Here is a 22,666-nt window from a genome sequence, read left to right on the forward strand (position 1 = left end):
AACAAGGTATGAGTTTTCAGGATGTATTCAAATCCAGCTTTCTGGAGAATGTATCACAATTTTCTATGATCGACACTTTGATAGGGTTGACAGCGGCCTTGGTCATTGGCTTGTTTATCTTTGTCATTTATAAGAAGACGCTGACAGGCGTCATGTATTCGAATGGCTTTGCGCTGACACTTGTAGGGCTCTCTCTTGTGACAACGCTTATCATTATGGCAGTTACCTCCAATGTGGTTCTCTCTCTTGGAATGGTCGGTGCGCTGTCTATCGTTCGATTTCGGACTGCGATCAAAGAACCGATGGAGATTGTTTTCTTGTTTTGGTCACTGGCTACGGGTATTGTGATCGGTGCCGGTATGATTCCACTGGCTGTGATCGGCTCCGCCATGATCGGGGTGATTTTATGGCTGTTTGCCAATCGGAAGATTCGTAACAATCCTTATATTCTTGTCTTAAACTTACAGGATGAGAAGGCAGAAGGAGAAGCTCTGAATATTATCAGACAGGGTGTTGAACAGTATATTGTAAAATCCAAGACGATCAGTGGCGCAGGGATCGAGCTGACTGCGGAGCTTCGCACAAAAGACGCCACGACAGAATTTGTCAATCGGCTCTATGAGATTGCTGGGGTGGAGAACGCAATGCTTGTCAGCTATAACGGCGAATATATGTCTTAGCGGGGGAAATGTATGATCGCACAGAAATACATATCAAAAATCGTTGTCGTTATGATGGCTGTCGCTGTCGGTCTGTGTCTGGTGGCGATGAGTTATGGGGGAGCGGTCGTGGAGACTCTTGGCGGTGCTGCTGTCACAATGGAGTATGAGTCCATGCTTTTTGATACGGATGAGGTCATCCGCGCCAATATCATCATGGACGAGGAGGATTGGGAAGAGATGCTCGCAAACCCTCTTGCGGAGGCCTATTATCCGTGCGACATCACGATCAACGGAGAAACATTTTATCATGTTGGGATCCGTCCGAAAGGAAATACAAGTCTGACATCCGTTGCCAATGACCCGGACACGGACCGGTACAGTCTGAAGCTGAAATTTGATCATTATGTCGATGGACAGACATGTTACGGTTTGGATAAACTGATTCTGAATAATAACTATGCCGATGCGACCAATATGAAAGAGGCTTTGATTTATGATATGTATCAATATCTGGATGCAGATGCTTCTTTGTATAATTATGCCGAGCTATCTGTCAATGGTGAATATTGGGGAGTGTATCTGGCGCTGGAAGCAGTGGAAGAAAGTTTCTTGATGCGCAATTATGGAACGGAAAATGGTGAACTCTATAAACCGGATAGCATGAAGTTGAACGGCAGAAACGATGGCGCTGGCGGCCCTCCCATGGGTGACAAAAAACGCAGCGATCCTCCCATGGGCAGAAGAAATGACAGCAGCCCTCCGAGGGAAGACACAAATAGTGGCGGCTCTTCCAGCGAAGACAGGAATGGCAGCAGTCCTCGTATGGGAGGAAATGGCGCCAACCTGAATTATGTGGATGATAATCCGGGCAGCTATTCTGCGATCTGGGAGGGCGAGGTAACTGCCACAACAGAGGCCGATCATAAGCGCGTAGTAAAAGCGCTGAAAAATATCTCGGAAGGCATAGAGCTGGAAACGTATATGGACGTGGATAATCTCCTGAAATATATGGCAGTTCATGTTTTTTCCGTGAATGAAGACAGCCTTTCAGGAATGATGGCGCATAACTATTATCTGTATGAGTCAGAAGGACAGCTGAATATCATTCCATGGGATTACAATCTTGCATTTGGAGGTATGGGAAGGATGGACGGTAAAGACGGAAAGGATGGGAAACAGAGAATGAGTGAGAAGAATAGAGTGAGCGGCAGTGACAATGCGACAGCTACGGTCAACGATCCGGTCGACCATGCCTTTTCGGGTACGGAATTTTTTGACACACTGATGGAAAACGAGGAATATCATGAAACGTATTATGGATACCTGCAACAGCTTGTGGATGAGTATGTTTTGGGCGGCGGATTTGATGATTTTTATAATCACACCCGCAGCCGGCTCGATCCATTGATTGAGAACGATCCCACGGTTTTTTACACCTATGAAGAATATGAGGCAGCAGCGGATGTGCTGTATGAGGTTGTACGGCTTCGTGGTCAGTCCGTAGATGGTCAGATTACAGGGGCGATTCCTTCCACAGAAAGAGAACAGGAAATTTCCGATGCCCTGATAGATGCCTCTCATCTTGATCTGAACATAATGGGAAGTATGGAGATGGGAGGCCATGGCGATTGAGCCTATCCACAGCAGACGGTACCGGCATAGCTGTCATGGTACCTGTCTGCGGAAGGGAATGATTTTACATGTTCCTTTATTGCTTTTGGCAGTTTTTTTAATTTCATCCGCAGGATTTCCAGCAATTCTTCTTTTTCGGCGTCAGGAAGTCTGCGGAATCCTCTGATCAGTTCTTTCTCGGATCGGCAGATGGAAATAGCTATTGCATGGAAGGAGTGACCTGTTGCCAGCCAATTCATATCACAATTCAATATGCGGGATAATCTGCATAGTACGGTCATGGATGGAAGGGTCTCTCCGGTTTCTATCTTGGATAATAATTCTGCTGTGATGTTACATTTTTGAGAAAGGTCAGACTGGGAAAGCATCTGCTCCTTTCTTTTTCTTTTGATTCTGACGCCAATGGCAGTGCTTTTGTTTTCTGTCATGATGGCCTCCTGAAAGACAGTACCAGAGGAGAGTCCCGGCTGCGGAACCCTGAAATTAATATTTGCATCGCAGACAGCCGGTCAGAAGCTGTGCGGTATCCTGTCATTTATTATACAGGAACAGAACAGTGAATGAAATGGGGCTTTCGGGCCATACCGGAGACATGTTCATAATATATGCGGGAAATATTTTGTTGCGGTGTGACGGTGAGAATCATATAATAAAATCAGAGTGAGACAGGTCAGGAATCAGTGCAATTAAGTAGAAAAAGGATGAGAAAATATGCGTATTTTGGTGGCAGAGGACGAAAGAAATCTCAATGATATTATCGTCAGGGAATTGAAACAGAATCATTACACGGTGGATGCGTGCTATGATGGGATTTCAGCGCTGGACTACATCCGGCTTGCGGAATATGATGCCGTTGTGATGGACATTATGATGCCAGGAGCAAGCGGGATTGAGGTAGTCAGACAGCTCAGGGATCTGGGAAATCACGTACCGGTACTGCTCCTGACAGCACTGGGCAGTGTGGAGGACCGGGTTGCCGGACTTGATGCGGGCGCGGATGATTATCTCGTGAAACCGTTTGCGCTGGACGAGCTGACAGCCCGCATTCGGGCGATGCTCCGGAGAGCTTCTGGAAATACCAATAATTGTTTTACCGTTGCAGATCTGAAAATGGACTGTGATAAGAGGACCGTGTTCCGTGGGAATGTGGAGATCGTGCTGTCAAGCAAAGAATTTGCCATTTTAGAATATATGATCCGTAATAAGGGAATCGTTCTGACGCGCGAGAGGATCGAGCAGCATATCTGGAATTATGACTACGAAGGCGGTTCCAATGTCGTGAATGTCTATATCCGGTATCTGCGGAAAAAGATCGACGATGATTTTGAACCGAAACTGATCCATACAATCCGGGGCGCTGGGTATGTATTGAGGGAGAATGGATGAGAAGGTTATCGATCAAAGGAAGAGTGACGCTCTGGTATACGCTGTTTCTGATCGCTCTCACAGGGATTATTTTTGTCATTTTGTTTTTTATCGGTGACAGACAGATTCTTGCTTCTGTGCAGAGCCGGTTGGAGGAGGCTGTTTCCGGCAGTCTTGATGAGATAGAATATAATGATGAAGAATGGAATGGGGTGGAGATAGACGATGATCTGAGAATTTTTCAGGACGGCGTTTATCTCACGGTCTATGATGAGCAGGAAACCTGTATCTACGGTCAGCTTCCTCATGACCTGCAGGAAGCCCGGATACCCGGTTTTGAGAACGGAAAGATACAGGAGGTAAGGCTGCGTTCTGCCAGATGGCTGATCTTTGACGTATACAAACCCCTGTATGCCGAACGTGGGGTGTGGGTGCGGGGCGTGTTGTCTCAGAGCGAGGCAGAGTCCGGGCTGGCAGTTATGCTGCGGCTGCTTATGTTTTTTATCCCAGTCTTTGTCTTATTGGCAGCTATCGGCGGATATTATATTATCCGGCAGGCGTTTGCGCCAATCGAGAAGATTCGTAAAACGGTAGATGAGATTGCGGACGGGAATGATCTGTCACGCCGTATCAGACTTGGAGACGGGAGCGATGAAGTTTACCGCCTGGCAGATACATTTGACCGGATGCTGGAGCGTATCCAGGAGGCTTATGAGCGTGAGAAACAATTCACTGCGGATGCATCTCACGAGCTGCGCACGCCGACTTCGGTCATTGCAGCGCAGGCAGAATATGTACTGCGCCACGATACGGTTTCCGAGGAAGCGAGGGGAAAATTGCAGATCATCTTGGAACAGTCTCATAAAATGTCTGTCCTGATCTCTCAGCTCCTGGCGCTTGCCCGCGCGGACCGGGGACAGGAAAAGCTGCACAGGGAGAACATAAATCTCAGTGAGCTGACAGAGATCATTGTCGAGGAGGAGCGGGAACGGGCTGCCGGGAAACAGATGGAAATTTATCTGGATTGTCAGCCGGGACTGTATCTGGAAGGTGATGAGACAATGATGATGAGATGCCTGATAAACCTGCTGGAAAATGCCATTACTTATGGAAGAGAGGGTGGGCATATCTGGGTGAGTCTTGTGGGACTGGATGATACGATTCAGGGCTACGTCCGCGATGACGGGATCGGGGTGCGGGCGGAAGACTTGCCGAGAATATGGGAACGGTTCTATCAGGCCGACGCCTCACGTGGTTCTCAGGCAAGGGGCAACGCCGGTTTGGGTCTGACGATGGTGAAATGGATTGTGGAAGCCCATGGCGGCAGTATCACGGCAGAGAGCAGATACGGTCAGGGGACGGTGTTTTATTTCCGTTTACCGAAGAAGGACAGTGCGGCGGATGAAATGAAAGTGGGAATGGCAGGAGAAAAGAAGGAATGAGAAGGCCTGGGGCCGGAGGGGGGGGCAGAATATTGACAAATTACAGGATAATATGACAGGTCTTATCATACGGAAGGTTGGAGGAATAAGATGGCGACAGTGCTGCTGCCGGCATGACAGATATGAAGACAATGACGGCAGGATATTTTGCCGGTTTTCGGGCGGATTATATTGTATTTGTCATCGTGCTTGTCTTTGCGGTCATTTTTGAAAGGGCGGTAATTCCTGTCCCTCTGGAAGAAAATGGGATGTGATCGACAGCAGGACGACGCATGGGGCAGAAAGTAACAGGAACAATATAGTTGAAGACGGGCAGTAAATGTGGTAAAATTGGGAAAACGCTGACGGAAAAATAAGCGGCAGTGTGTCTGAAAAGGAATAGTGTTAATTATCATATTATGAAACCTTAACAAGATGCAAAAGCCGGCAGATACGGAGGTTTAACGATAAGTGGACAGCTATAAAAAGGAATTTATTGAGTTCATGGTGGACAGCAATGTGTTAAAGTTTGGCGAGTTTACGTTAAAGAGCGGCAGGAAGTCTCCGTTTTTCATGAATGCCGGTTCGTATGTGACGGGGAGCCAGCTCTGCCGTCTGGGACAGTATTATGCCAGAGCCATACACGATACGTATGGTGTGGATTTTGATATTTTATTCGGTCCTGCCTACAAGGGGATTCCTCTTGGCGTGGCAACGGTTATGGCGATCAGCCAGTTATACGGAAAAGATGTGAAATATTGTTCTAACCGAAAAGAGATCAAGGATCATGGAGATGTCGGTATATTGCTTGGGAGTCCGATTCACGATGGAGACCGGATCGTTATCATTGAGGATGTGACCACTTCGGGAAAGTCGATTGAAGAGACGTTTCCGGTGCTGAAAGCGCAAGGAAATGTGGAGATCGTGGGGCTTATGGTGTCTCTGAACCGTATGGAAAAGGGGCAGGACGGAGACAAGAGCGCACTGCAGGAGATCCAGGACCGATATGGTTTTCCGGCTTCAGCCATCGTAACAATGGAGGATGTCGTCTCCTGTCTGTATAACAGAGAATATAAAGGGAAGGTTTATATTGACGATACGATTAAGAAGTCGATCGAAGCGTACTATGCAGCGTACGGAGCAAAGCCAATATAATCCCGCCGTAGGCAGCGGAGAATGGAGTTTGAAGAGCCTGAAGGGTGACGGGATTGCCCTTCGCGGCATTTGTCAAATGTCCGGACAAACACGGTACCAGACCGATTGCCGGCGGGAATAAAAAGGAGAGAGGGACAGAATATGGAAGAAAAAGCATATAAGGTCATGAGCCTGACAGGAGGTTTGAACATTACGCTGGGCGTGATTTCGATCGTGATGGGAATTGCCGGCGGCGTTCTGCTGATCGTCGGTGGAGCCAGACTGCTTGCCGCAAAATCAAAATTATTGTTCTGACCGGGAACACGGGAGGCAGTGATGGCGAAGAAAAACGGTTATATATTTACCAATAAGGAGCATCCCCAGAAGGCGATCATGTCAACGATACTGGGGATTGTTTCTGCGGCTTCTGTTATCATGGCTGTTTACTTTACCTTTTTAAATGGCGGGGCCGCGCAGGTGCGCTATGGGGTGGCGGCATTTTTGTCGATGCTGTTTTCACTCGCAGGGTTTGTACTCGGCGTTATGTCGAGGATGGAACCGGACAAATATTATTTTTTTTCATATCTGGGGCTTGTGTTAAATAGTTTGGTTTTGGCGGGCACCGGATTTATTTTATTTGCGGGAGTGCATGGAATATGAGAGAAAATGAGACAGGCGGGACAATACCGATTGCCGAAAATACGTTGGACGAGCGGTTTGCGCTGGCCGGAGAGCGAATTGCAGAGATCGTTTCTCTGGCAGAGGGAGAGTTGGGAATTTCTCCGGAATATGTGCCTTATTTCCGCCGGACAGCAGGTTATATCATAAAACTGGTAAGTGAATGGGAAGAACAGGAGCGGAAGCCTTTGCACAGTCTGACGCTCGCACAGCTTCGGGCGCGCAATTATGCGCTGTATGAAGACATTTTGCCGGAGGCTTATGATAACTGTTATGGCAATCCGGCGTATGCGGTGAGTCAATATGGCGAGGAGACAGGCAGAGCGCTGGCATTTTTGTATGCGGAGCTGCACAGCCAGATCGAGTCGGTGTATGAACGGGACAGGGAAGAGTTTGTCATACGGATAGAGCTTTTTCTGGAGGTCTATCAGTCTTTTGTCTGTGCATTTGAGGAGAAAAAGAACGCGCCGGATTATGAACAGCTTCGTCAGATTATCTATTGGTTTATCAGCGATTATTCTGAGACAGAGCTGGAAAAGAGAGTGCGCAGCCAGTTAGATCCGGACTGTGATTTTTTTCTGCGTATTGTAATGGATGCGGACCTTACCGATAACAGGTATTTATATTATTACGGAGAATATATGACCGGGGCCGAGGAGGCGCTTGCCTCTTATCTGCGCAGTCTGCCGCAGGAAAAGATAGAGAGGATAGCTGAAACCTTTACAGAGGGGTATCGCAAAGGTTTCCTTGCGGGCGGCAAGGATATGACAAAGAAAAAGACGGTCAATATCCGGTTTCCGGCAGGCTTTGAGCGGATCATCCGGCAGGCAGTTCTGAATTTTCGGGAGATGGGGCTGGAATCGGTGATCCACAGGGCGTCTACGAGTATTTTCCATAGAAAAGGGGCTATGCGCATCGGTTTTTGCGGGGCGGATGCCAACAAGCAATATCTGTATGATCATAAAGAGGACGATGCACTCTTCCTCGATAAAAAATATGTGGGCAGGAAACTGGAAGAGCTGAAAGCAGCTTACGAGGCCGTAAAGGATTTGGCGGGCGTTCACGGTGGTCCGGCTTGTCTGGAGTCTTTTGGTGAAACACCGTTTGCACCGCAGACGAAACCGGAGGCGGCTCGGCTGAATGACGTGCAGAGAAAGCTGGCTGTGGAATATGCCTCCGCTGCCGGCGAACTCGTCAATCAATATATCAAAGGAGAAGAGCGCAGTTTTACGATCATTGCCTTTCCGACACCGGAGATCGGCCAGCAGTTCCCGGAAATCTTTGATGCCGTGACAGAGATCAACACCCTGGACTATGTACTGTATCAGAGCATACAGCAGACAATTATTGATGTACTCGATCAGGCCCGGTATGTGAGAGTCAAAGGGCAGGGCGTAAATCGAACGGAGCTGGCGATAGCCCTTCACCCGCTCTCCAACCCGCAAAAGGAGACGATCTTTGAAAACTGTGTGGCCGATGTGAATATTCCGGTCGGCGAGGTCTTTACCTCCCCGCAGTTGGAAGGAACAAACGGTACACTGCATGTCACCCGCGTATTTTTAAACGGGCTGGAATACAAAGATCTGGAGCTGACTTTTACGGAAGGGATGATAACGAATTATCACTGCGGTAATTTTGAATCGGAGGAAGCAAACCGAAATTACATCCGGGAAAATGTGCTTTATCATCACGATAGCCTTCCGCTGGGAGAATTTGCGATCGGGACGAACACGACGGCGTATGTGGCCGCTGAAAAATATCAGATCGCGGATAAACTGCCGATTTTAATCGCGGAAAAGACAGGGCCGCATTTTGCAGTCGGCGATACGTGTTATTCTCACAGTGAAGACCTTCCGGTGTATAATCCGGATGGGAAGGAAGTGATCGCCAGAGACAATACCTGTTCCAAAAACAGAACCACCGATCAGACGAAAGCCTACTTTAACTGCCATACGGATATTACAATTCCCTATGACGAACTGGGAGAGCTGACCGCTGTGTCTGCGGACGGAAGGCAGCAGACGATCATCCGGAACGGACGCTTTGTGCTGCCGGGATGCGAGGAACTGAACCGGGCGTTTGCAGATTGACTGCTGTCATTGTCATATAGGAAATACCTCCTATGTGGCAAAAAGGCTCCGGTAATGTATTGACGGTAAAGAAGTCTCATAATAAAATAGATAAGGATAAATGAAAAAGGAGATGTGATTATGGCACAGGTATCAATCGTTATGGGCAGTGATTCCGACCTGCCGGTTATGGCAAAAGCGGCGGATATTTTAGACCAGCTCGGCGTTTCTTATGAGATGCGGATCATTTCCGCACACAGGGAGCCGGATGTGTTTTTCGAATATGCAAAAGCGGCGGAAGAGCGAGGAATCAAAGTAGTCATCGCAGGGGCAGGTATGGCAGCTCATCTGCCGGGGATGTGTGCAGCTATCTTTCCGATGCCTGTGATCGGCATTCCGATGCACACCACGTCTCTTGGCGGCAGAGATTCCCTGTATTCTATCGTGCAGATGCCTTCCGGTATTCCGGTAGCTACCGTAGCCATAGGCGGCGGGGTCAATGCGGGTCTGCTGGCGGCGAAGATTCTTGCCGTGTCAGACAGTGAGCTGTTACAGAGGCTGAAAGACTATCAGGCAGATCTGAAGACGAGCGTAGAGAAAAAGGATGCACATTTACAGGAAGCAGGATATAAAAACTATTAAGCTGCGATATAAGGAGATAGAAGATGGATTATAAAAGTGCAGGCGTGGATATTGAAGCGGGTTATGCCTCCGTGGAATTGATGAAAAAGCATGTACAGGAGACGATGCGTCCGGAAGTGCTTGGAGGTATCGGCGGGTTTTCTGGAGCCTTTTCCATGGCGGCCTTTCGTGATATGGAGAAGCCTACGCTTGTCTCCGGTACGGACGGAGTCGGAACGAAATTGAAACTGGCGTTTTTGATGGACCGGCATGATACGGTCGGCATTGACTGCGTGGCCATGTGTGTCAATGACATCGCATGTGCGGGTGGTGAACCACTGTTTTTCCTGGACTATATTGCGTGTGGCAAAAATCATCCGGATCAGATCGCTGATATTGTCAAGGGCGTGGCTGAGGGATGTAAACAGGCGGGAGCGGCGCTGATCGGCGGGGAGACTGCGGAGATGCCGGGATTTTATCCGATCAATGAATATGATCTGGCAGGATTCGCGGTCGGCATCGTGGATGAGAAAGACCTGATTACGGGCAGAGATCTGCAACCGGGCGATGTGCTGATCGGGATTGCTTCGAGCGGCGTACATAGCAATGGGTTTTCACTTGTGCGTAAAGTGTTTACAATGACGAGGGAAAGCCTGGATACTTACTATGATGTGCTCGGAGAGACGCTTGGAGAGGCGCTTTTGACGCCGACGAAAATTTATGTGAAAGCGCTGAGACAGGTCAGGGAGGCAGGCGTTACGGTCAAAGCGTGCAGCCATATTACCGGCGGCGGCTTTTATGAAAATATTCCACGTATGCTGACCGACGGTGTGCGGGCGGTAGTGAGAAAAGACAGTTACCAGATTCCGCCCATTTTCGGACTGCTGCAAAAGGAAGGCAATCTCGAGGAAGAGATGATGTATCATACATATAATATGGGAATTGGTATGGTGGTAGCCGTGTCACCGGACGATGTGGACAAGACGATGGCAGCATTACAGACGGCAGGGGAAACTGTTTACAGGATCGGACAGATAGAGACGGGCGAAAAGGGAGTTGACTTATGCTGAGGGTGCTCGTATGTGTCTCCGGCGGCGGCACAAATCTGCAGGCGCTGATCGACAGTGTGGAGAAGCGACAGATTGCGGATGTGCAGATCGTTTCAGTCATCAGCAACAACAAGGGAGCCTATGCACTGGAGCGTGCGAGAATACATGGTATTCCGGGGCGTTGTATTTCACCGAAAGACTATGCTGACAGGGAAAACTTTAATACCGCATTTTTGCAGGCAGTGGAGGAAGCTGCGCCGGATCTGATCGTACTGGCCGGCTTTCTTGTCGTACTTCCGGAAAGCATGATAAAAAAATACAGAAACAGAATTTTGAATATTCATCCATCGCTGATCCCTTCCTTTTGCGGGACGGGTTATTACGGACTGAAAGTGCATGAAAAAGCGTTAGAACGGGGCGTCAAAGTGGTCGGGGCGACCGTACACTTTGTGGATGAGGGGACGGATACCGGCCCGATCGTGCTGCAGAAGGCAGTTGAGGTACATCCCGGTGATACGCCGCAGACATTACAGCGGCGTGTGATGGAGGAAGCCGAGTGGATTCTTCTTCCGAGGGCAGTGGAACTGTTTGCGCAGGGAAAGATCGTTGTCGAGGGCGGCAAGGCAGTCATACGGGATTGACAGTTCAGGAGGAAAAGATGAAAGTTTTAATCGTAGGAAGCGGCGGAAGGGAACATGCGATCGCCATGAGTGTGGCCAGGAGTGCCAGAGTGAGTCAGATCTTTTGTGCGCCGGGGAATGCCGGCATCGGACAGGTTGCGCAGTGTGTGCCGATTGGTCCGATGGAATTTGATAAGCTGGCTGGGTTTGCCAGAGAGCAGGCGGTCGACCTGGTGATTGTCGGTATGGATGACCCGCTTGTGGGAGGGCTTACCGATGTATTGGAGGAGGCAGGCATCCGGGTGTTCGGCCCGCGGAAGAATGCGGCTATTTTGGAGGGAAGCAAGGCTTTTTCCAAAGACCTGATGAAGAAATATCATATTCCTACCGCGTCCTATGAAAATTTTTGTTCTTCCGAAGAGGCGCTCGCTTATGTGGAAAGGGCCAAATTGCCTGTGGTACTGAAGGCGGATGGGCTTGCACTGGGAAAGGGTGTGCTGATCTGTAATACTCTGGAAGAGGCCAGAGCAGGGATTCACACGATTATGGAAGAAAAACAGTTTGGAGATGCCGGTAACAGGATCGTCATTGAAGAATTTATGACAGGACGGGAAGTGTCGGTTCTTGCCTTTGTAGATGGCAGGACGATCAGGACAATGACATCCGCACAGGATCACAAACGTGCCGGGGATGGAGATACAGGATTGAATACCGGCGGTATGGGTACCTTTTCGCCGAGTCCCTTTTATACGGAGGAAGTGGATGCATACTGTAAGAAATATATTTATCAGCCGACGGTGGACGCTATGGCGGCGGAGGGAAGAACTTTTCAGGGAATTATCTTTTTCGGGCTGATGCTGACGGAAGAAGGACCGAAAGTGCTGGAATACAATGCCCGCTTTGGAGATCCGGAGGCACAGGTCGTTTTGCCGCGTATGAAAAATGATGTGATAGAAGTGATGGAAGCGTGCATTGACGGCAGGCTGGATGAGATTGATCTGCAGTTTGAGAATAACGCGGCAGTCTGTGTCGTACTGGCGTCCGGTGGTTATCCGGTTTCCTATGAAAAGGGGTTTCCAATATCCGGGCTGGAATGTTTCGATGGCAAGGATGATTATTTTTGCTTTCATGCGGGAACGGGCAGAAAAGGCGATCAGATCGTTACGTGCGGAGGACGTGTTCTGGGAGTTACCGCTCTTGGTAAAGATTTAAAAGAAGCCAGGGAAAAAGCCTATGAGGCTGCCGGCTGGGTTTCTTTTGAAAAGAAATATATGCGTCACGATATTGGAAAGGCAATCGATGAGGCGTAAAAAATAAGATTATATGGGGGTGTTTTGTGTGGAAAAACGATTTGGGGATTCGGAAAATTATAACAGGCCGGTTACATGTGAAAAATGCGGCGGTATTATGATTTTCAAAGGAGTCGGAGAATATCAGTGTGAGGACTGCAGAGCGGTTGACTATGACGATTATGGAAAAGTGCGTCGTTTTCTGGAGGAACATCCGGGGCAACGGCTTCCGAGGCAGAGATGAGCACCGGGGTAAGTCAGAAATCGATACGCCGTATGCTGAAGGAAAATAAGCTGGAGATTTCCCAGGATTCCGCAGCCTTTCTTCGCTGTGAGGTCTGTGGAACCAATATTCGCAGCGGCCGTTTCTGCGCAAAATGTGAACGGGATTATCATGCCAGACTGGAAGATGAGCAGCGGCGTCAGAAGAAGATTCAGGGATTTGGCAAAGCCGGGGAGGAAGAAGAAGGAGCAAAGCGGTTTAAGCGTAAAAATTAAGGAAGGATACATTAGAGAAATGAAGATAGCAGCAGAGAAAACGGGGAGAAAGATCTTATATGGAGCGGCCGGAGTGGTGGCGGCTATGTATATGTTTTTTTCCGGTGCAAATAGCTTTGTCAGTCATGCGGAAGACATTACCATGAAAAACAATGCAAATGTAAGGAGCAGCGCCAGTACTGACAGCGCCGTAGTGATCGGCGTATCACAGGGGGATACATTTACTGTTCTCGACGAAGTGACAGGAAGCGATGGCAACATATGGTATCAAATATCCGTGAACGGTACGACGGGCTATATCCGTTCTGACCTGGCAGACAAGGGTGGAGCGAGCCTGACACAGGAACAGGTAGAGAGGGAAAATTCAACCTCCGAAGTTTCGGCCACTGTGTCAGAGACGAACGTGAAATCTGCTACTGCGATCACAAACGCCACAGTACGAAAGGGACCTTCCACTTCTGCGGCAGCAGTCGGGTCTAGTGTGAAATCCGGCGCGCAGGTGACGGTGACAGGAGAGACGGTTGGTTCTGACGGGAATACCTGGTATCAGGTTGAGGTGAATGGCAATATTGGTTTCATCCGCTCTGACCTTCTGGACCCGGTTGAAGATTCGGCAGCGGAGGGAAGCCCGGAGGAAGGCGGGGAAGAGGTGCCCGCAGAAGGAGAAGCCAGTCCGGAAGAGCCGGCAGGGGAGGAAGCCGCGCCGGAAGACTCCGAAGGTTCCGGAGATGCGATGAAGATTGTCAATATCATATCTTCGCAGAATATTCCCGCAGGTACGGATCTCGATGATATTACGATCGACGCTTCATTTCTTCAGCAGAATGCGAATGAAGATCTCTATTTATTGCGCATCAAAGACGAAAATGATGAGGAGGATGAGGGAAGCTGGTACCTCTATTCCATCAGCAATCATAAATTGGAAAAACAGAATATTGGCAGCAGTGGTTCCGGCGGGGGAAATTTTCTGTCCTCATTGGAGGGAAACGGAAAAATTATCCTGATTGCAGCTATCGTTTTGTTTGTGATCCTGATCCTGGTCTGTGTTGTTCTTGCCGTAAAGCTTCATGAATATCGTGAGGATGATGGATATGACGATGATGACGACGAAGAAGATGAGGAAGACGACGAGGATTATGAGGACGACGAGGATGAGGAAGACGACGAGGATTATGAGGACGAGGAAGACGACGAGGATTATGAGGACGAAGACGATGAAGATGAGCGTCCGGTGAGACGGCGCCGGTGGCGTCCGAAAAATTTCCTGTCCCGTCGTGACGAGGATGAAGATGAGGACGAAGACGACGAGGATTATGAGGACGAGGACGACGAAGGCGATGAATATCTGGATGATGACGATTTTGAGTTCGAATTTTTAAATATGGATGACAAGGATGATTTTTAACGGTATTTATATGAGCTAAGATGACAGAGTCGGTGTCAGCACAGGAGCTGGCACTGACTTGACTTTTTTTACACTCTGTTATAATATTCATATAACAGAGGAAGTGATGAAATGATAATTGAACTGGATTTTAACAGTGACGAAGCATTGTATATTCAACTGAGGAATCAGATCATTCTTGGAATTGCCACGACACGGCTGAAAGAAGGCGATACACTTCCTTCTGTGCGCCAGCTCGCAGACATGGTCGGAATCAATATGCACACGGTAAACAAAGCATATACTGTATTGAAGCAGGAAGGGTATGTGAAAGTAGACAGAAGAAAGGGAGCTATTATTGCCGTGGATATTGATAAAATGCAGGCAGTCAAAGATATGAAAAAGGAGCTGCGGGTGTTGCTGGCCAAAGGAAGTTGTAAGAATATTTCTCGTCAGGAAGTGCATGCTCTTATAGATGAAATCTATGAAGATTATGGAGGGCTGGGATGATGTCGCAGTATACAAAGAAAGCAGTCGCTGCGCTCTCATTGGCAAAACAGACAGCAAGAGAGCTGAGACAGAACTATATTGGTACGGAGCATATTCTGTTAGGACTGCTCAGGGAGAATACTGGTGTAGCCGCCAGGGTGCTTCAGGACAATGGGGTAGAGGAAAAGCAGTTGATCTCCATGATCTATGATCTGATTGCGCCGGGGAATTTTTTGCCTGTGAAAGAGAGGGACGGTTATACGCCCCGGGCGGAAAAAATCTTGCAGGAGTCGGCAAGACAGGCGATCCGGTTTCGCTCGGAGTCAGTCGGGACGGAGCACATTTTATTGTCTCTGTTAAAAGAGGGAGACAATGTGGCGGTGAGACTGCTCAATACGCTTGGTATGCAGATACAGAAATTGTATATGGATACTCTTCTCGCGATGGGGCAGGACGGTAATCTTTACAAAGAGGATTTAGGTTATAAAGGGAAAAAGAAAAAAGATAAGAACAGTACGACAGAGACTTTAAATCAATATAGCAGAGATCTGACAGAACTGGCGGGAGAGGGGAAGCTGGATCCGGTTATCGGCAGAGAGACGGAGATTCAGAGAGTGATACAGATTCTGAGTCGCCGTACGAAAAATAATCCCTGTCTCGTAGGCGAGCCCGGCGTGGGAAAGACTGCGATAGCGGAAGGACTTGCGCTGCATATTGCTGCGGGCGATGTACCGGAGACGATTAAAAATAAAAGAGTCGTCACACTTGATCTGTCAGGTATGGTGGCGGGCAGCAAGTATCGGGGAGAGTTTGAAGAGCGGATCAAAAAAGTAGTGCGTGAAGTGACTGAGGACGGGAATATCATTCTGTTTTTGGATGAACTGCACACAATTATTGGCGCAGGAGGCGCCGAAGGGGCCATCGATGCCTCTAATATATTGAAGCCTTCTCTGGCGCGGGGGGAGCTTCAATTGATTGGAGCCACGACGATCGCGGAATACCGCAAGTATATTGAGAAGGACGCGGCTTTGGAACGGAGATTCCAGCCGGTGACCGTTGAGGAACCTTCCGTAGAGGAGGCCGTGCGGATTCTAAGCGGTATCTGTGGCAAATATGAGGAACACCACGGCGTTAAAATCACGAAAGAAGCGATCGAGGCCGCCGTACAGCTCTCCGACAGATATATCAATGACAGGAATCTGCCGGACAAAGCGATCGATCTGATTGATGAGGCGGCAGCGGCGATCCGCCTGCGGGATATGCACATGCCGGAAAACCTGAAGACAATGCAGGAAGAAATAGGGAAAATGGATCTGCAGATCGAGCGTTCCATTCGCATAGAAGCGTACTTGCAGGCAGGGGAAATCCGCAGGAATCAGGAAAAACTGATCAGAAAATATGAAAAGGCAAAGGCGGCTCATGAGCAGAAAATGGCTGACCGGGAATTGGCGGTAGGAGAAAATGAAATCGCCGACGTCGTGTCCGTATGGACAAAGATCCCGGTATCCAAGCTGGCAGAGAAAGAAAGCGAGCGTCTGTTGAAACTCGAGTCTATTCTCCATAAGCGGGTGATCGGACAGGAGGAAGCGGTAAAAGCTGTGGCGAAAGCCATGCGCAGAGGGCGGGTCGGGTTACAGGATCCCCATCGTCCAATCGGCTCCTTTTTGTTTCTCGGTCCTACCGGTGTGGGCAAGACAGAACTGAGCAAAGCGCTGGCGGAAGCGATGTTCGGTTCCGAAGAGGCGCTGATCCGGGTAGACATGTCGGAGTATATGGAGTCGCATTCCGTCTCTAAGATGATCGGCTCGCCCCCGGGATATGTAGGATTTGACGAAGGGGGACAGCTCAGCGAAAAGGTGCGGCGCAATCCTTATTCCGTAGTACTTTTTGATGAGATAGAAAAGGCGCATCCGGATGTGTTTAATATATTGCTTCAGGTACTTGATGACGGGCATATTACCGATTCCAAGGGCAGGAAAGTCAGCTTTAAAAATACGATATTAATTATGACATCCAATGCAGGCGCGCAGCGGATTATCGAACCGAAAAGTCTGGGATTTATAGCGGAGACATCGGAAAAGAAAGACTACGAGACAATGAAGGCCAGTGTCATGGAAGAGGTCAAGCGGATGTTTAAGCCGGAGTTCATCAATCGTATTGACGAGATCATGGTGTTCCATCCCCTGAACAAGGAGAATATGAAAGACGTAGTTTCACTCCTCGTAAAAAATCTGTCGCGGCGATGTAAAGAGCAGATGGACATCGGGCTGACGGTAACGCCGGCGCTGAAAGAGCATATTGTTGACAAATATTCTGAGATGAAGATGGGGGCGCGTCCGATGAAGCGGGCCATTCAGACCGTGATCGAAGATATGCTGGCGGAAGAGATTTTACAGAAGAGAATTGTACCCGGCGACGTGGTAGTAGCCGGATTGAAGAAAAAGCAGGTCGTTTTTACAGTGAAATAATCATAAAATACAAAAGCACAGGAGGAAATAAAAATGGCAGCAGTGGAAGGATTGATTCGTACAGAGAGTGACGGAAGTCTCAGTTTTGGCAATCACAGTCTGAAGGAAAAAGCCAAAAAAGAAGATTTTGAGCATGGTGGTGACCTGTTTAAAGTAAAGACATATGTCACGATGACAAAGCTGGAAAAAAACGGTATGTTTGTTTATGAATCTGTTCCTGGCACGAGTGTGACTCATTTTATGGAAAATGAGAACGGCGTCGCTTTTAATGTGGAAGGAAAAGAAGATGCACAGTTGACCGTAGGTCTGGAAGATGAAACAGAGTACGAAGTATTTGTCGGAGGCGGAAGCATCGGTAAGATGCGTACCAACTTGGGAGGCAAGCTCAATATCAGTGTGGAGCTCGCGGGCGCAGGTGAGGTAGCCGTGAAAATCTGCAAATAAACGATCGTAAGTTTTGAAGGAACAGGGATATGGCGAAAGGAAAAACAGCGACAGTATTTTTCTGTCAGGAGTGCGGGTATGAGTCGTCGAAATGGATGGGACAGTGCCCGGGCTGCAGACAGTGGAATACATTCGTGGAAGAGACAGTCTCGACAACTTCAAAGGCAGCGTCAGGCAGTGGAAAGAAGGCTTCTAAGGAAGGACAGGAGCCTTCTTCTTTGTCTGCGATTGTGATGGAAGAGGAAGAGCGGATGGGCACACATATACAGGAATTGGACCGGGTGCTGGGTGGTGGTATCGTGCCCGGTTCTCTGATTCTGGTAGGTGGTGATCCGGGGATTGGAAAGTCCACCTTGCTTCTCCAGGTGTGCAGATATTTGTCAGACGACGGCCGGAAGGTACTTTATATTTCCGGGGAGGAATCTTTGAAGCAGATCAAGCTCCGTGCCATGCGCATCGGTGAGTTTACGGATGATCTGCTGCTACTTTGCGAGACGAATCTGGCAGTCATTGAGGAGATCATCGCCAGACAAAAGCCGGCGGCGGTTGTGATCGATTCCATTCAGACGATGTACCGGGATGAAGTGTCAGCGGCGCCAGGCAGTGTGTCACAGGTCAGGGAGGCTACGGGAATTTTGCTGCGTCTGGCAAAGGATATGGGGATTTCCGTCTTTATCGTAGGTCACGTGACAAAGGAAGGAACAGTGGCCGGTCCCAGAGTGCTGGAACATATGGTAGATACGGTACTCTATTTTGAGGGAGACCGGCATGCCTCTTATCGAATCCTGCGGGGCGTAAAGAATCGGTTCGGTTCCACCAATGAAATCGGTGTGTTTGAGATGCGGCAAAGCGGTCTGACTGAGGTGGCGAATGCCTCGGAATTTATGTTAAATGGCAGGCCGCAGGGAGCCAGCGGCAGTGTGGTTGTCTGCTCAATGGAGGGAACAAGACCAATCCTCCTGGAGATTCAGGCGCTCGTATGCAGGAGCAATTTCGGTATCCCGAAAAGACAGGCGACGGGCACCGATTTTAACCGGGTAGGCCTCTTGATGGCAGTTCTGGAAAAAAGGGTTGGTCTGCCGATGTCGAACTGCGATGCCTATGTGAACATTGCCGGGGGGATTCGGATGATGGAGCCAGCGATTGATCTGGGTATTGCCATGGCAGTCGTGTCCAGTTTTCAAAACAAGCCGGTCAACGAGAAAACCGTCGTATTTGGAGAGATCGGATTAAGCGGCGAGGTGCGCTCCGTGAGCATGGCGGAACAGCGCATCACAGAGTCAGCCAAGCTCGGGTTCACGGAATGTATCCTGCCCAGATCGGCGGAAGAAACATTGCGCGCTTCCGGGAGTATACCAAAAGAGATCACGCTCAAAGGCGTCTCCAGTGTCCAGGAGGCAATTCGGCTGATGTAACTTGCTGGCGGAACACTTATGTGGTATACTTATGCACGACAGCAATGAGCACTGCGGGTGCAGAACAGCGGCGTGCTGCACTGTCATTTGCTGTAGCGCATAGTAAAGAAGAGGGGGAACAGGTATGTTAGAAATACTGAAGAAAAAAGCCAGACAAACGCTGATTTTGTATGCGGTAATTGCGCTGGCAGTTGGCATCGGGCTTCTGGTCTGGACAAAATTTGCGATTATCAATGTGATTACCGGACCGATCGAGATGGATTTTACAAGAGATCCCGATTCCTATAAAGGAAAATATGTGACGGTCGACGCAGACTTTTTCCTGACAGATTATGTGGAACATACGACGACAACGACACGGAAGTATGGCGGAAGTACGACCAGTGTAGATGGAAACAGCTATATTGCTTTTCAGTGGATTGATGATTATGAGAATCAGTCGTCTACCTGGTATTATTACAGTGTGTACATGAAAAAGAGCGATCAGGCTATGATGTACGGTCTGATCGATGATACATGGAATTACATGGCGGATGAGACGGGAACGGTAGCGCCTCCTTCGACGTTACAGGTAAAAGGAACCTGGACGAGAATGGACGATGAGATCGAGAGTTATTACCGGCAGACACTGGCAGAGATTGGAGTAGAAGAAACAGAATACGATGTCTTCTATTTCTATACATTAGAGACGAACAAGATCGGCGGTGTTACAACCATGTTTTTCTGGCTGATGAATATTGGGGCTCTGGTGTCGATTGTTTTCGGTATCTACAGTATCGTCGGCTGCTTTACTGACCGTTATGCGAAGAACATCAACAAATATCTGCAGGGAAATCCGTCAGTTTCTCTTTCTGCTGTGGATGCAGATTTTGCACAGGCACATCCGGTTGGCAAAGATACATGGGTTGGCAGAAATTGGACAGTATATATAAGGAACGCCAGGACAGATATATTGGCAAACAAAGATCTGATCTGGGGTTATTATTACAGAAGAACAGGGAGAAATTCCGTGAGTGAGATGCGTCTGTACCATGCGGATGGAAAGGTATCTCATATTAGTATGTCCGAGGACAGAACAAAAGAGGCATTGCGGTATTATGATGCGGAGCAGCCGCATATGATCATTGGTTATAGCAATGACCTTGATAACGCTTACAGAAGCAGTATTCTTTCTTTTAAAGATCTGAAATACAATCCGGTGATGAATGCAGCTTCTCAGAATCAGGAGGATGTCAACCAGTTTTAGAGCCTGAGACAGAATAGAAAAGCAGTGCTTCGATCCGTGGACAATGCGTCAGGTGCCGTGCCTGCACGTGCACTTGACGAGTGCCGCGAGATGGGACTATCTGTCAAGGCTGTATGGCAGTTAAGAAGTTTCACATTCCTGTAACAGCGTGGTCTCAATGAGTTTGAGAGTCGTAAAAGATTTGCTAAAATATGCTTGCTAATTCAATGTGAGTATGATATAATCATTTCTAGCAGTAAAATTGACAAAATAGGGGAATAGTACAGCGGTAGTGCGGCGGTCTCCAAAACCGTAAACGGGGGTTCGATCCCCTCTTCCCCTGCTGAAGAAGTCCTGAAAGCCTTGCAGAATTGGGTGGTTTTGAGGGCTTTTTATTTTAATATAGGAAATTCCCCCGGATTTGCTGTTTCTTCATAATAAAATGCACATACGCGATTCTTTTTTATGAGATGGCAAAGGAAACAAAAGTATTTGGATAAACGGGATAAAATGACACAAACATAGGAGAATATGATGCAGATACACGGAAAAGAGATAACAACAATCATCAGCGATCTGGACGGAACACTGTTGGGACAGGAAGAGGGTCCGCAAGAGCAGAGACGGGAATTGAACCCGGCAGTCTTTGGATTAATCCGGAGACTGGAGGAAAAGGGTGTCTCTTTTGTGGCGGCGAGCGGCCGACAGTATAAAAATATGCGCCTGTTATTTGAACCGATCGTGAAGGGGCATCCCTTTGTCTGTGAAAACGGCAGTGTGATTGTGAAAGATGAAGAGATTATTTATGCGGGCTATATACCGAGAGAGCTTTGTTTTGCATTACTTGATGATATGCTGTCCATGCCGGGAGCGGAGACAATCGTTTCCAGTGAGATGTCGATCTATACGCTCGCTGACCGGGAAAGTTTTATTGAACGCATGAATAAATTTTTGCGTCCGCGCGTGGAAGTGATCGAAGATTACAGTCAGATTGAGGGGCGGATCAATAAAATTTCTATCTGGTGGCCGGATGGGATACCGGAAAAAGAAGAGAAGTGGTTCCATGAGAAATATGATGACAAGCTGCAGGCAACGGACAGTGGCAACGGCTGGCTTGATTTTACGATGAAACATGTAAACAAAGGAACTGCGTTACAGAGACTGGCAGAACTGGAAGGGTTTTCTCTCGAGGAAGCACTTTGTTTTGGGGACAGCGAAAATGATGTTACGATGTTTCGGGAGTGCGGGATCTCTTATGCAATGTCGATGAGCAGAGAGCATGTCAAGGCGGAGGCTGATTATGTATGTACGGATGTGATAGAGACGCTGCGCAGTTTCCTGGCGGAAGATGGAACTGAGTAAATCATGATGCCATGGATAACTTATGGAATTGATCAGAACAAGAGAGCATCGTGTCTGCACGGTTCCCTGCGTGCGAACGGGCTGTGAAGCAATTTTCTTATATAATAATTACAGACAAAAAGGTAGACAAAGCAAGGAGCTGTCTACCTTTTCGTATTATATATAACATATGTTTTAATAAGACTGCGGCTCAGTATCCCAGATCTTCATTTACAAGATATACCTGGATTCTGCCCGGGTGCTGGGAGCGGCGTGTGATTACCAGATGGCTGCAGATGCAGTCCGGCGAGAAGCAATCACCGCAGCGTCCGCTTTGCTGGCAGGGGGTCTGCTTGTGCAGTCGCTTTACATTGGCGGGAGCGGCAATGTTACGGGCACGGGCGATGGCGTCCGCTATGTTTGTGGAGACTTTATTACGTCCCACGATCAGACACACATGAGAGGGGCCCTGGACAAGGCAGGCGATCCGGTTGCCGTTGCCATCGATGTTGATCAGTTCTCCATCCATCGTAATGGCGTTTGTACTCATAAAGTAATAGTCAGCCATGACGGTGCGGCTGAAGATCTCTCTCTTTTCTTCCGGGGTTTTGGCCTCTGCCCGGTCGATCAATTTATAACGACCGTTCTCTAATAAGTCCATCACGCCGCTCTCCCGGAGGGATTCGCTGCCGCCCCAGGAGATCACGGCATTCTCCGGCAGCATTTGTTTCAGATGATCGCAGAGGGCAGTACTGTTTTCAAAATAAAAGCCCTCCATTTCCCGTTTTCTCAGATTTTCTACGATTCCTTTTGCCAGTGTGGCAAAGGCTTCTTCTTTTGGCGTCATAAAAATACCTCCTTA

The 22,666-nt window shown here is 48.5% G+C and carries 24 protein-coding genes and 1 tRNA gene; 23 read left to right on the forward strand and 2 right to left on the reverse strand.

The window, feature by feature from the left end; translation table 11 throughout:
* Positions 1 to 8 precede the first annotated feature (8 nt).
* Both V1224_06365 and V1224_06370 read left to right on the forward strand, forming a co-directional pair.
* On the forward strand, positions 9 to 680 hold the full coding sequence (locus V1224_06365; GenBank protein WWR17050.1) for a DUF4956 domain-containing protein: 672 nt from the start codon (positions 9 to 11) through the stop codon (positions 678 to 680).
* A gap of 12 nt (positions 681 to 692) precedes the next feature.
* A complete protein-coding gene (locus V1224_06370) occupies positions 693 to 2,294 on the forward strand; it encodes a CotH kinase family protein (protein ID WWR17051.1) in 1,602 nt (533 codons plus the stop codon).
* A 2-nt stretch (positions 2,295 to 2,296) separates the two neighbouring features.
* Here the strand turns inward: V1224_06370 and V1224_06375 are convergent, their stop codons facing one another.
* Positions 2,297 to 2,722, reverse strand: a complete 426-nt coding sequence (locus V1224_06375) for a helix-turn-helix domain-containing protein (protein ID WWR17052.1) — start codon at positions 2,720 to 2,722, stop codon at positions 2,297 to 2,299.
* A 283-nt stretch (positions 2,723 to 3,005) separates the two neighbouring features.
* Here V1224_06375 and V1224_06380 point away from each other — a divergent pair, with 283 nt between their 5' ends.
* The 21 genes from V1224_06380 (at position 3,006) to V1224_06480 (ending at position 21,825) form a co-directional block, all read left to right on the forward strand.
* Entirely contained in the window at positions 3,006 to 3,680 is a 675-nt protein-coding gene (locus V1224_06380) for a response regulator transcription factor (GenBank protein WWR17053.1), read from the forward strand.
* Positions 3,677 to 5,101, forward strand: a complete 1,425-nt coding sequence (locus V1224_06385) for a HAMP domain-containing sensor histidine kinase (GenBank protein WWR17054.1) — start codon at positions 3,677 to 3,679, stop codon at positions 5,099 to 5,101. The genes V1224_06380 and V1224_06385 overlap by 4 nt, the downstream gene beginning before the upstream one ends.
* A 122-nt stretch (positions 5,102 to 5,223) precedes the next feature.
* Positions 5,224 to 5,355: a hypothetical protein gene (locus V1224_06390; GenBank protein ID WWR17055.1), complete on the forward strand. Its 132-nt coding sequence runs from the start codon at positions 5,224 to 5,226 to the stop codon at positions 5,353 to 5,355.
* 196 nt (positions 5,356 to 5,551) lie between these two features.
* Complete coding sequence (gene pyrE, locus V1224_06395) at positions 5,552 to 6,235, forward strand: orotate phosphoribosyltransferase (GenBank protein WWR17056.1); 684 nt, start codon at positions 5,552 to 5,554, stop codon at positions 6,233 to 6,235.
* 141 nt (positions 6,236 to 6,376) lie between these two features.
* Positions 6,377 to 6,529: a hypothetical protein gene (locus tag V1224_06400; protein ID WWR17057.1), complete on the forward strand. Its 153-nt coding sequence runs from the start codon at positions 6,377 to 6,379 to the stop codon at positions 6,527 to 6,529.
* A 21-nt stretch (positions 6,530 to 6,550) separates the two neighbouring features.
* Positions 6,551 to 6,874: a DUF6142 family protein gene (locus tag V1224_06405; GenBank protein WWR17058.1), complete on the forward strand. Its 324-nt coding sequence runs from the start codon at positions 6,551 to 6,553 to the stop codon at positions 6,872 to 6,874.
* On the forward strand, positions 6,871 to 8,982 hold the full coding sequence (locus V1224_06410; GenBank protein ID WWR17059.1) for an aminopeptidase: 2,112 nt from the start codon (positions 6,871 to 6,873) through the stop codon (positions 8,980 to 8,982). The genes V1224_06405 and V1224_06410 overlap by 4 nt, the downstream gene beginning before the upstream one ends.
* Before the next feature lie 120 nt (positions 8,983 to 9,102).
* Positions 9,103 to 9,603, forward strand: a complete 501-nt coding sequence (gene purE / locus V1224_06415; protein ID WWR17060.1) for a 5-(carboxyamino)imidazole ribonucleotide mutase — start codon at positions 9,103 to 9,105, stop codon at positions 9,601 to 9,603.
* Between the two features lie 23 nt (positions 9,604 to 9,626).
* On the forward strand, positions 9,627 to 10,652 hold the full coding sequence (gene purM, locus V1224_06420; protein ID WWR17061.1) for a phosphoribosylformylglycinamidine cyclo-ligase: 1,026 nt from the start codon (positions 9,627 to 9,629) through the stop codon (positions 10,650 to 10,652).
* Positions 10,646 to 11,272 (forward strand): phosphoribosylglycinamide formyltransferase, encoded by a 627-nt coding sequence (purN, locus tag V1224_06425; GenBank protein ID WWR17062.1) that lies wholly within the window; start codon positions 10,646 to 10,648, stop codon positions 11,270 to 11,272. The genes purM and purN overlap by 7 nt, the downstream gene beginning before the upstream one ends.
* A gap of 17 nt (positions 11,273 to 11,289) precedes the next feature.
* Complete coding sequence (gene purD, locus V1224_06430) at positions 11,290 to 12,561, forward strand: phosphoribosylamine--glycine ligase (GenBank protein ID WWR17063.1); 1,272 nt, start codon at positions 11,290 to 11,292, stop codon at positions 12,559 to 12,561.
* 28 nt (positions 12,562 to 12,589) lie between these two features.
* Positions 12,590 to 12,784, forward strand: coding sequence for a hypothetical protein (locus V1224_06435; GenBank protein WWR17064.1), 195 nt, complete (start codon positions 12,590 to 12,592; stop codon positions 12,782 to 12,784).
* Entirely contained in the window at positions 12,781 to 13,038 is a 258-nt protein-coding gene (locus V1224_06440) for a hypothetical protein (GenBank protein WWR17065.1), read from the forward strand. Before V1224_06435 ends, V1224_06440 begins: the two co-directional genes overlap by 4 nt.
* Before the next feature lie 19 nt (positions 13,039 to 13,057).
* Positions 13,058 to 14,443 (forward strand): SH3 domain-containing protein, encoded by a 1,386-nt coding sequence (locus V1224_06445; protein WWR17066.1) that lies wholly within the window; start codon positions 13,058 to 13,060, stop codon positions 14,441 to 14,443.
* A gap of 111 nt (positions 14,444 to 14,554) precedes the next feature.
* A complete protein-coding gene (locus tag V1224_06450) occupies positions 14,555 to 14,932 on the forward strand; it encodes a GntR family transcriptional regulator (protein WWR17067.1) in 378 nt (125 codons plus the stop codon).
* A complete protein-coding gene (locus V1224_06455; GenBank protein WWR17068.1) occupies positions 14,929 to 17,379 on the forward strand; it encodes an ATP-dependent Clp protease ATP-binding subunit in 2,451 nt (816 codons plus the stop codon). Before V1224_06450 ends, V1224_06455 begins: the two co-directional genes overlap by 4 nt.
* A gap of 33 nt (positions 17,380 to 17,412) precedes the next feature.
* Positions 17,413 to 17,823, forward strand: coding sequence for an endosialidase (locus V1224_06460; protein ID WWR17069.1), 411 nt, complete (start codon positions 17,413 to 17,415; stop codon positions 17,821 to 17,823).
* Between the two features lie 29 nt (positions 17,824 to 17,852).
* Entirely contained in the window at positions 17,853 to 19,238 is a 1,386-nt protein-coding gene (gene radA, locus V1224_06465) for a DNA repair protein RadA (GenBank protein WWR17070.1), read from the forward strand.
* 124 nt (positions 19,239 to 19,362) lie between these two features.
* On the forward strand, positions 19,363 to 20,484 hold the full coding sequence (locus V1224_06470; GenBank protein ID WWR17071.1) for a DUF6709 family protein: 1,122 nt from the start codon (positions 19,363 to 19,365) through the stop codon (positions 20,482 to 20,484).
* Positions 20,485 to 20,735: 251 nt separating this feature from the next.
* Positions 20,736 to 20,806 (forward strand) — tRNA-Trp (locus V1224_06475).
* A gap of 188 nt (positions 20,807 to 20,994) precedes the next feature.
* A complete protein-coding gene (locus V1224_06480; GenBank protein ID WWR17072.1) occupies positions 20,995 to 21,825 on the forward strand; it encodes an HAD family hydrolase in 831 nt (276 codons plus the stop codon).
* A 190-nt stretch (positions 21,826 to 22,015) separates the two neighbouring features.
* Here V1224_06480 and V1224_06485 read toward each other — a convergent pair whose 3' ends face one another.
* Positions 22,016 to 22,651 (reverse strand): lactate utilization protein, encoded by a 636-nt coding sequence (locus V1224_06485; GenBank protein ID WWR17073.1) that lies wholly within the window; start codon positions 22,649 to 22,651, stop codon positions 22,016 to 22,018.
* Between the last annotated feature and the right edge of the window lie 15 nt (positions 22,652 to 22,666).

It is taken from the genome of Lachnospiraceae bacterium JLR.KK008, assembly GCA_037015955.1.
In the GTDB taxonomy this organism is placed as follows: domain Bacteria; phylum Bacillota; class Clostridia; order Lachnospirales; family Lachnospiraceae; genus VSOB01.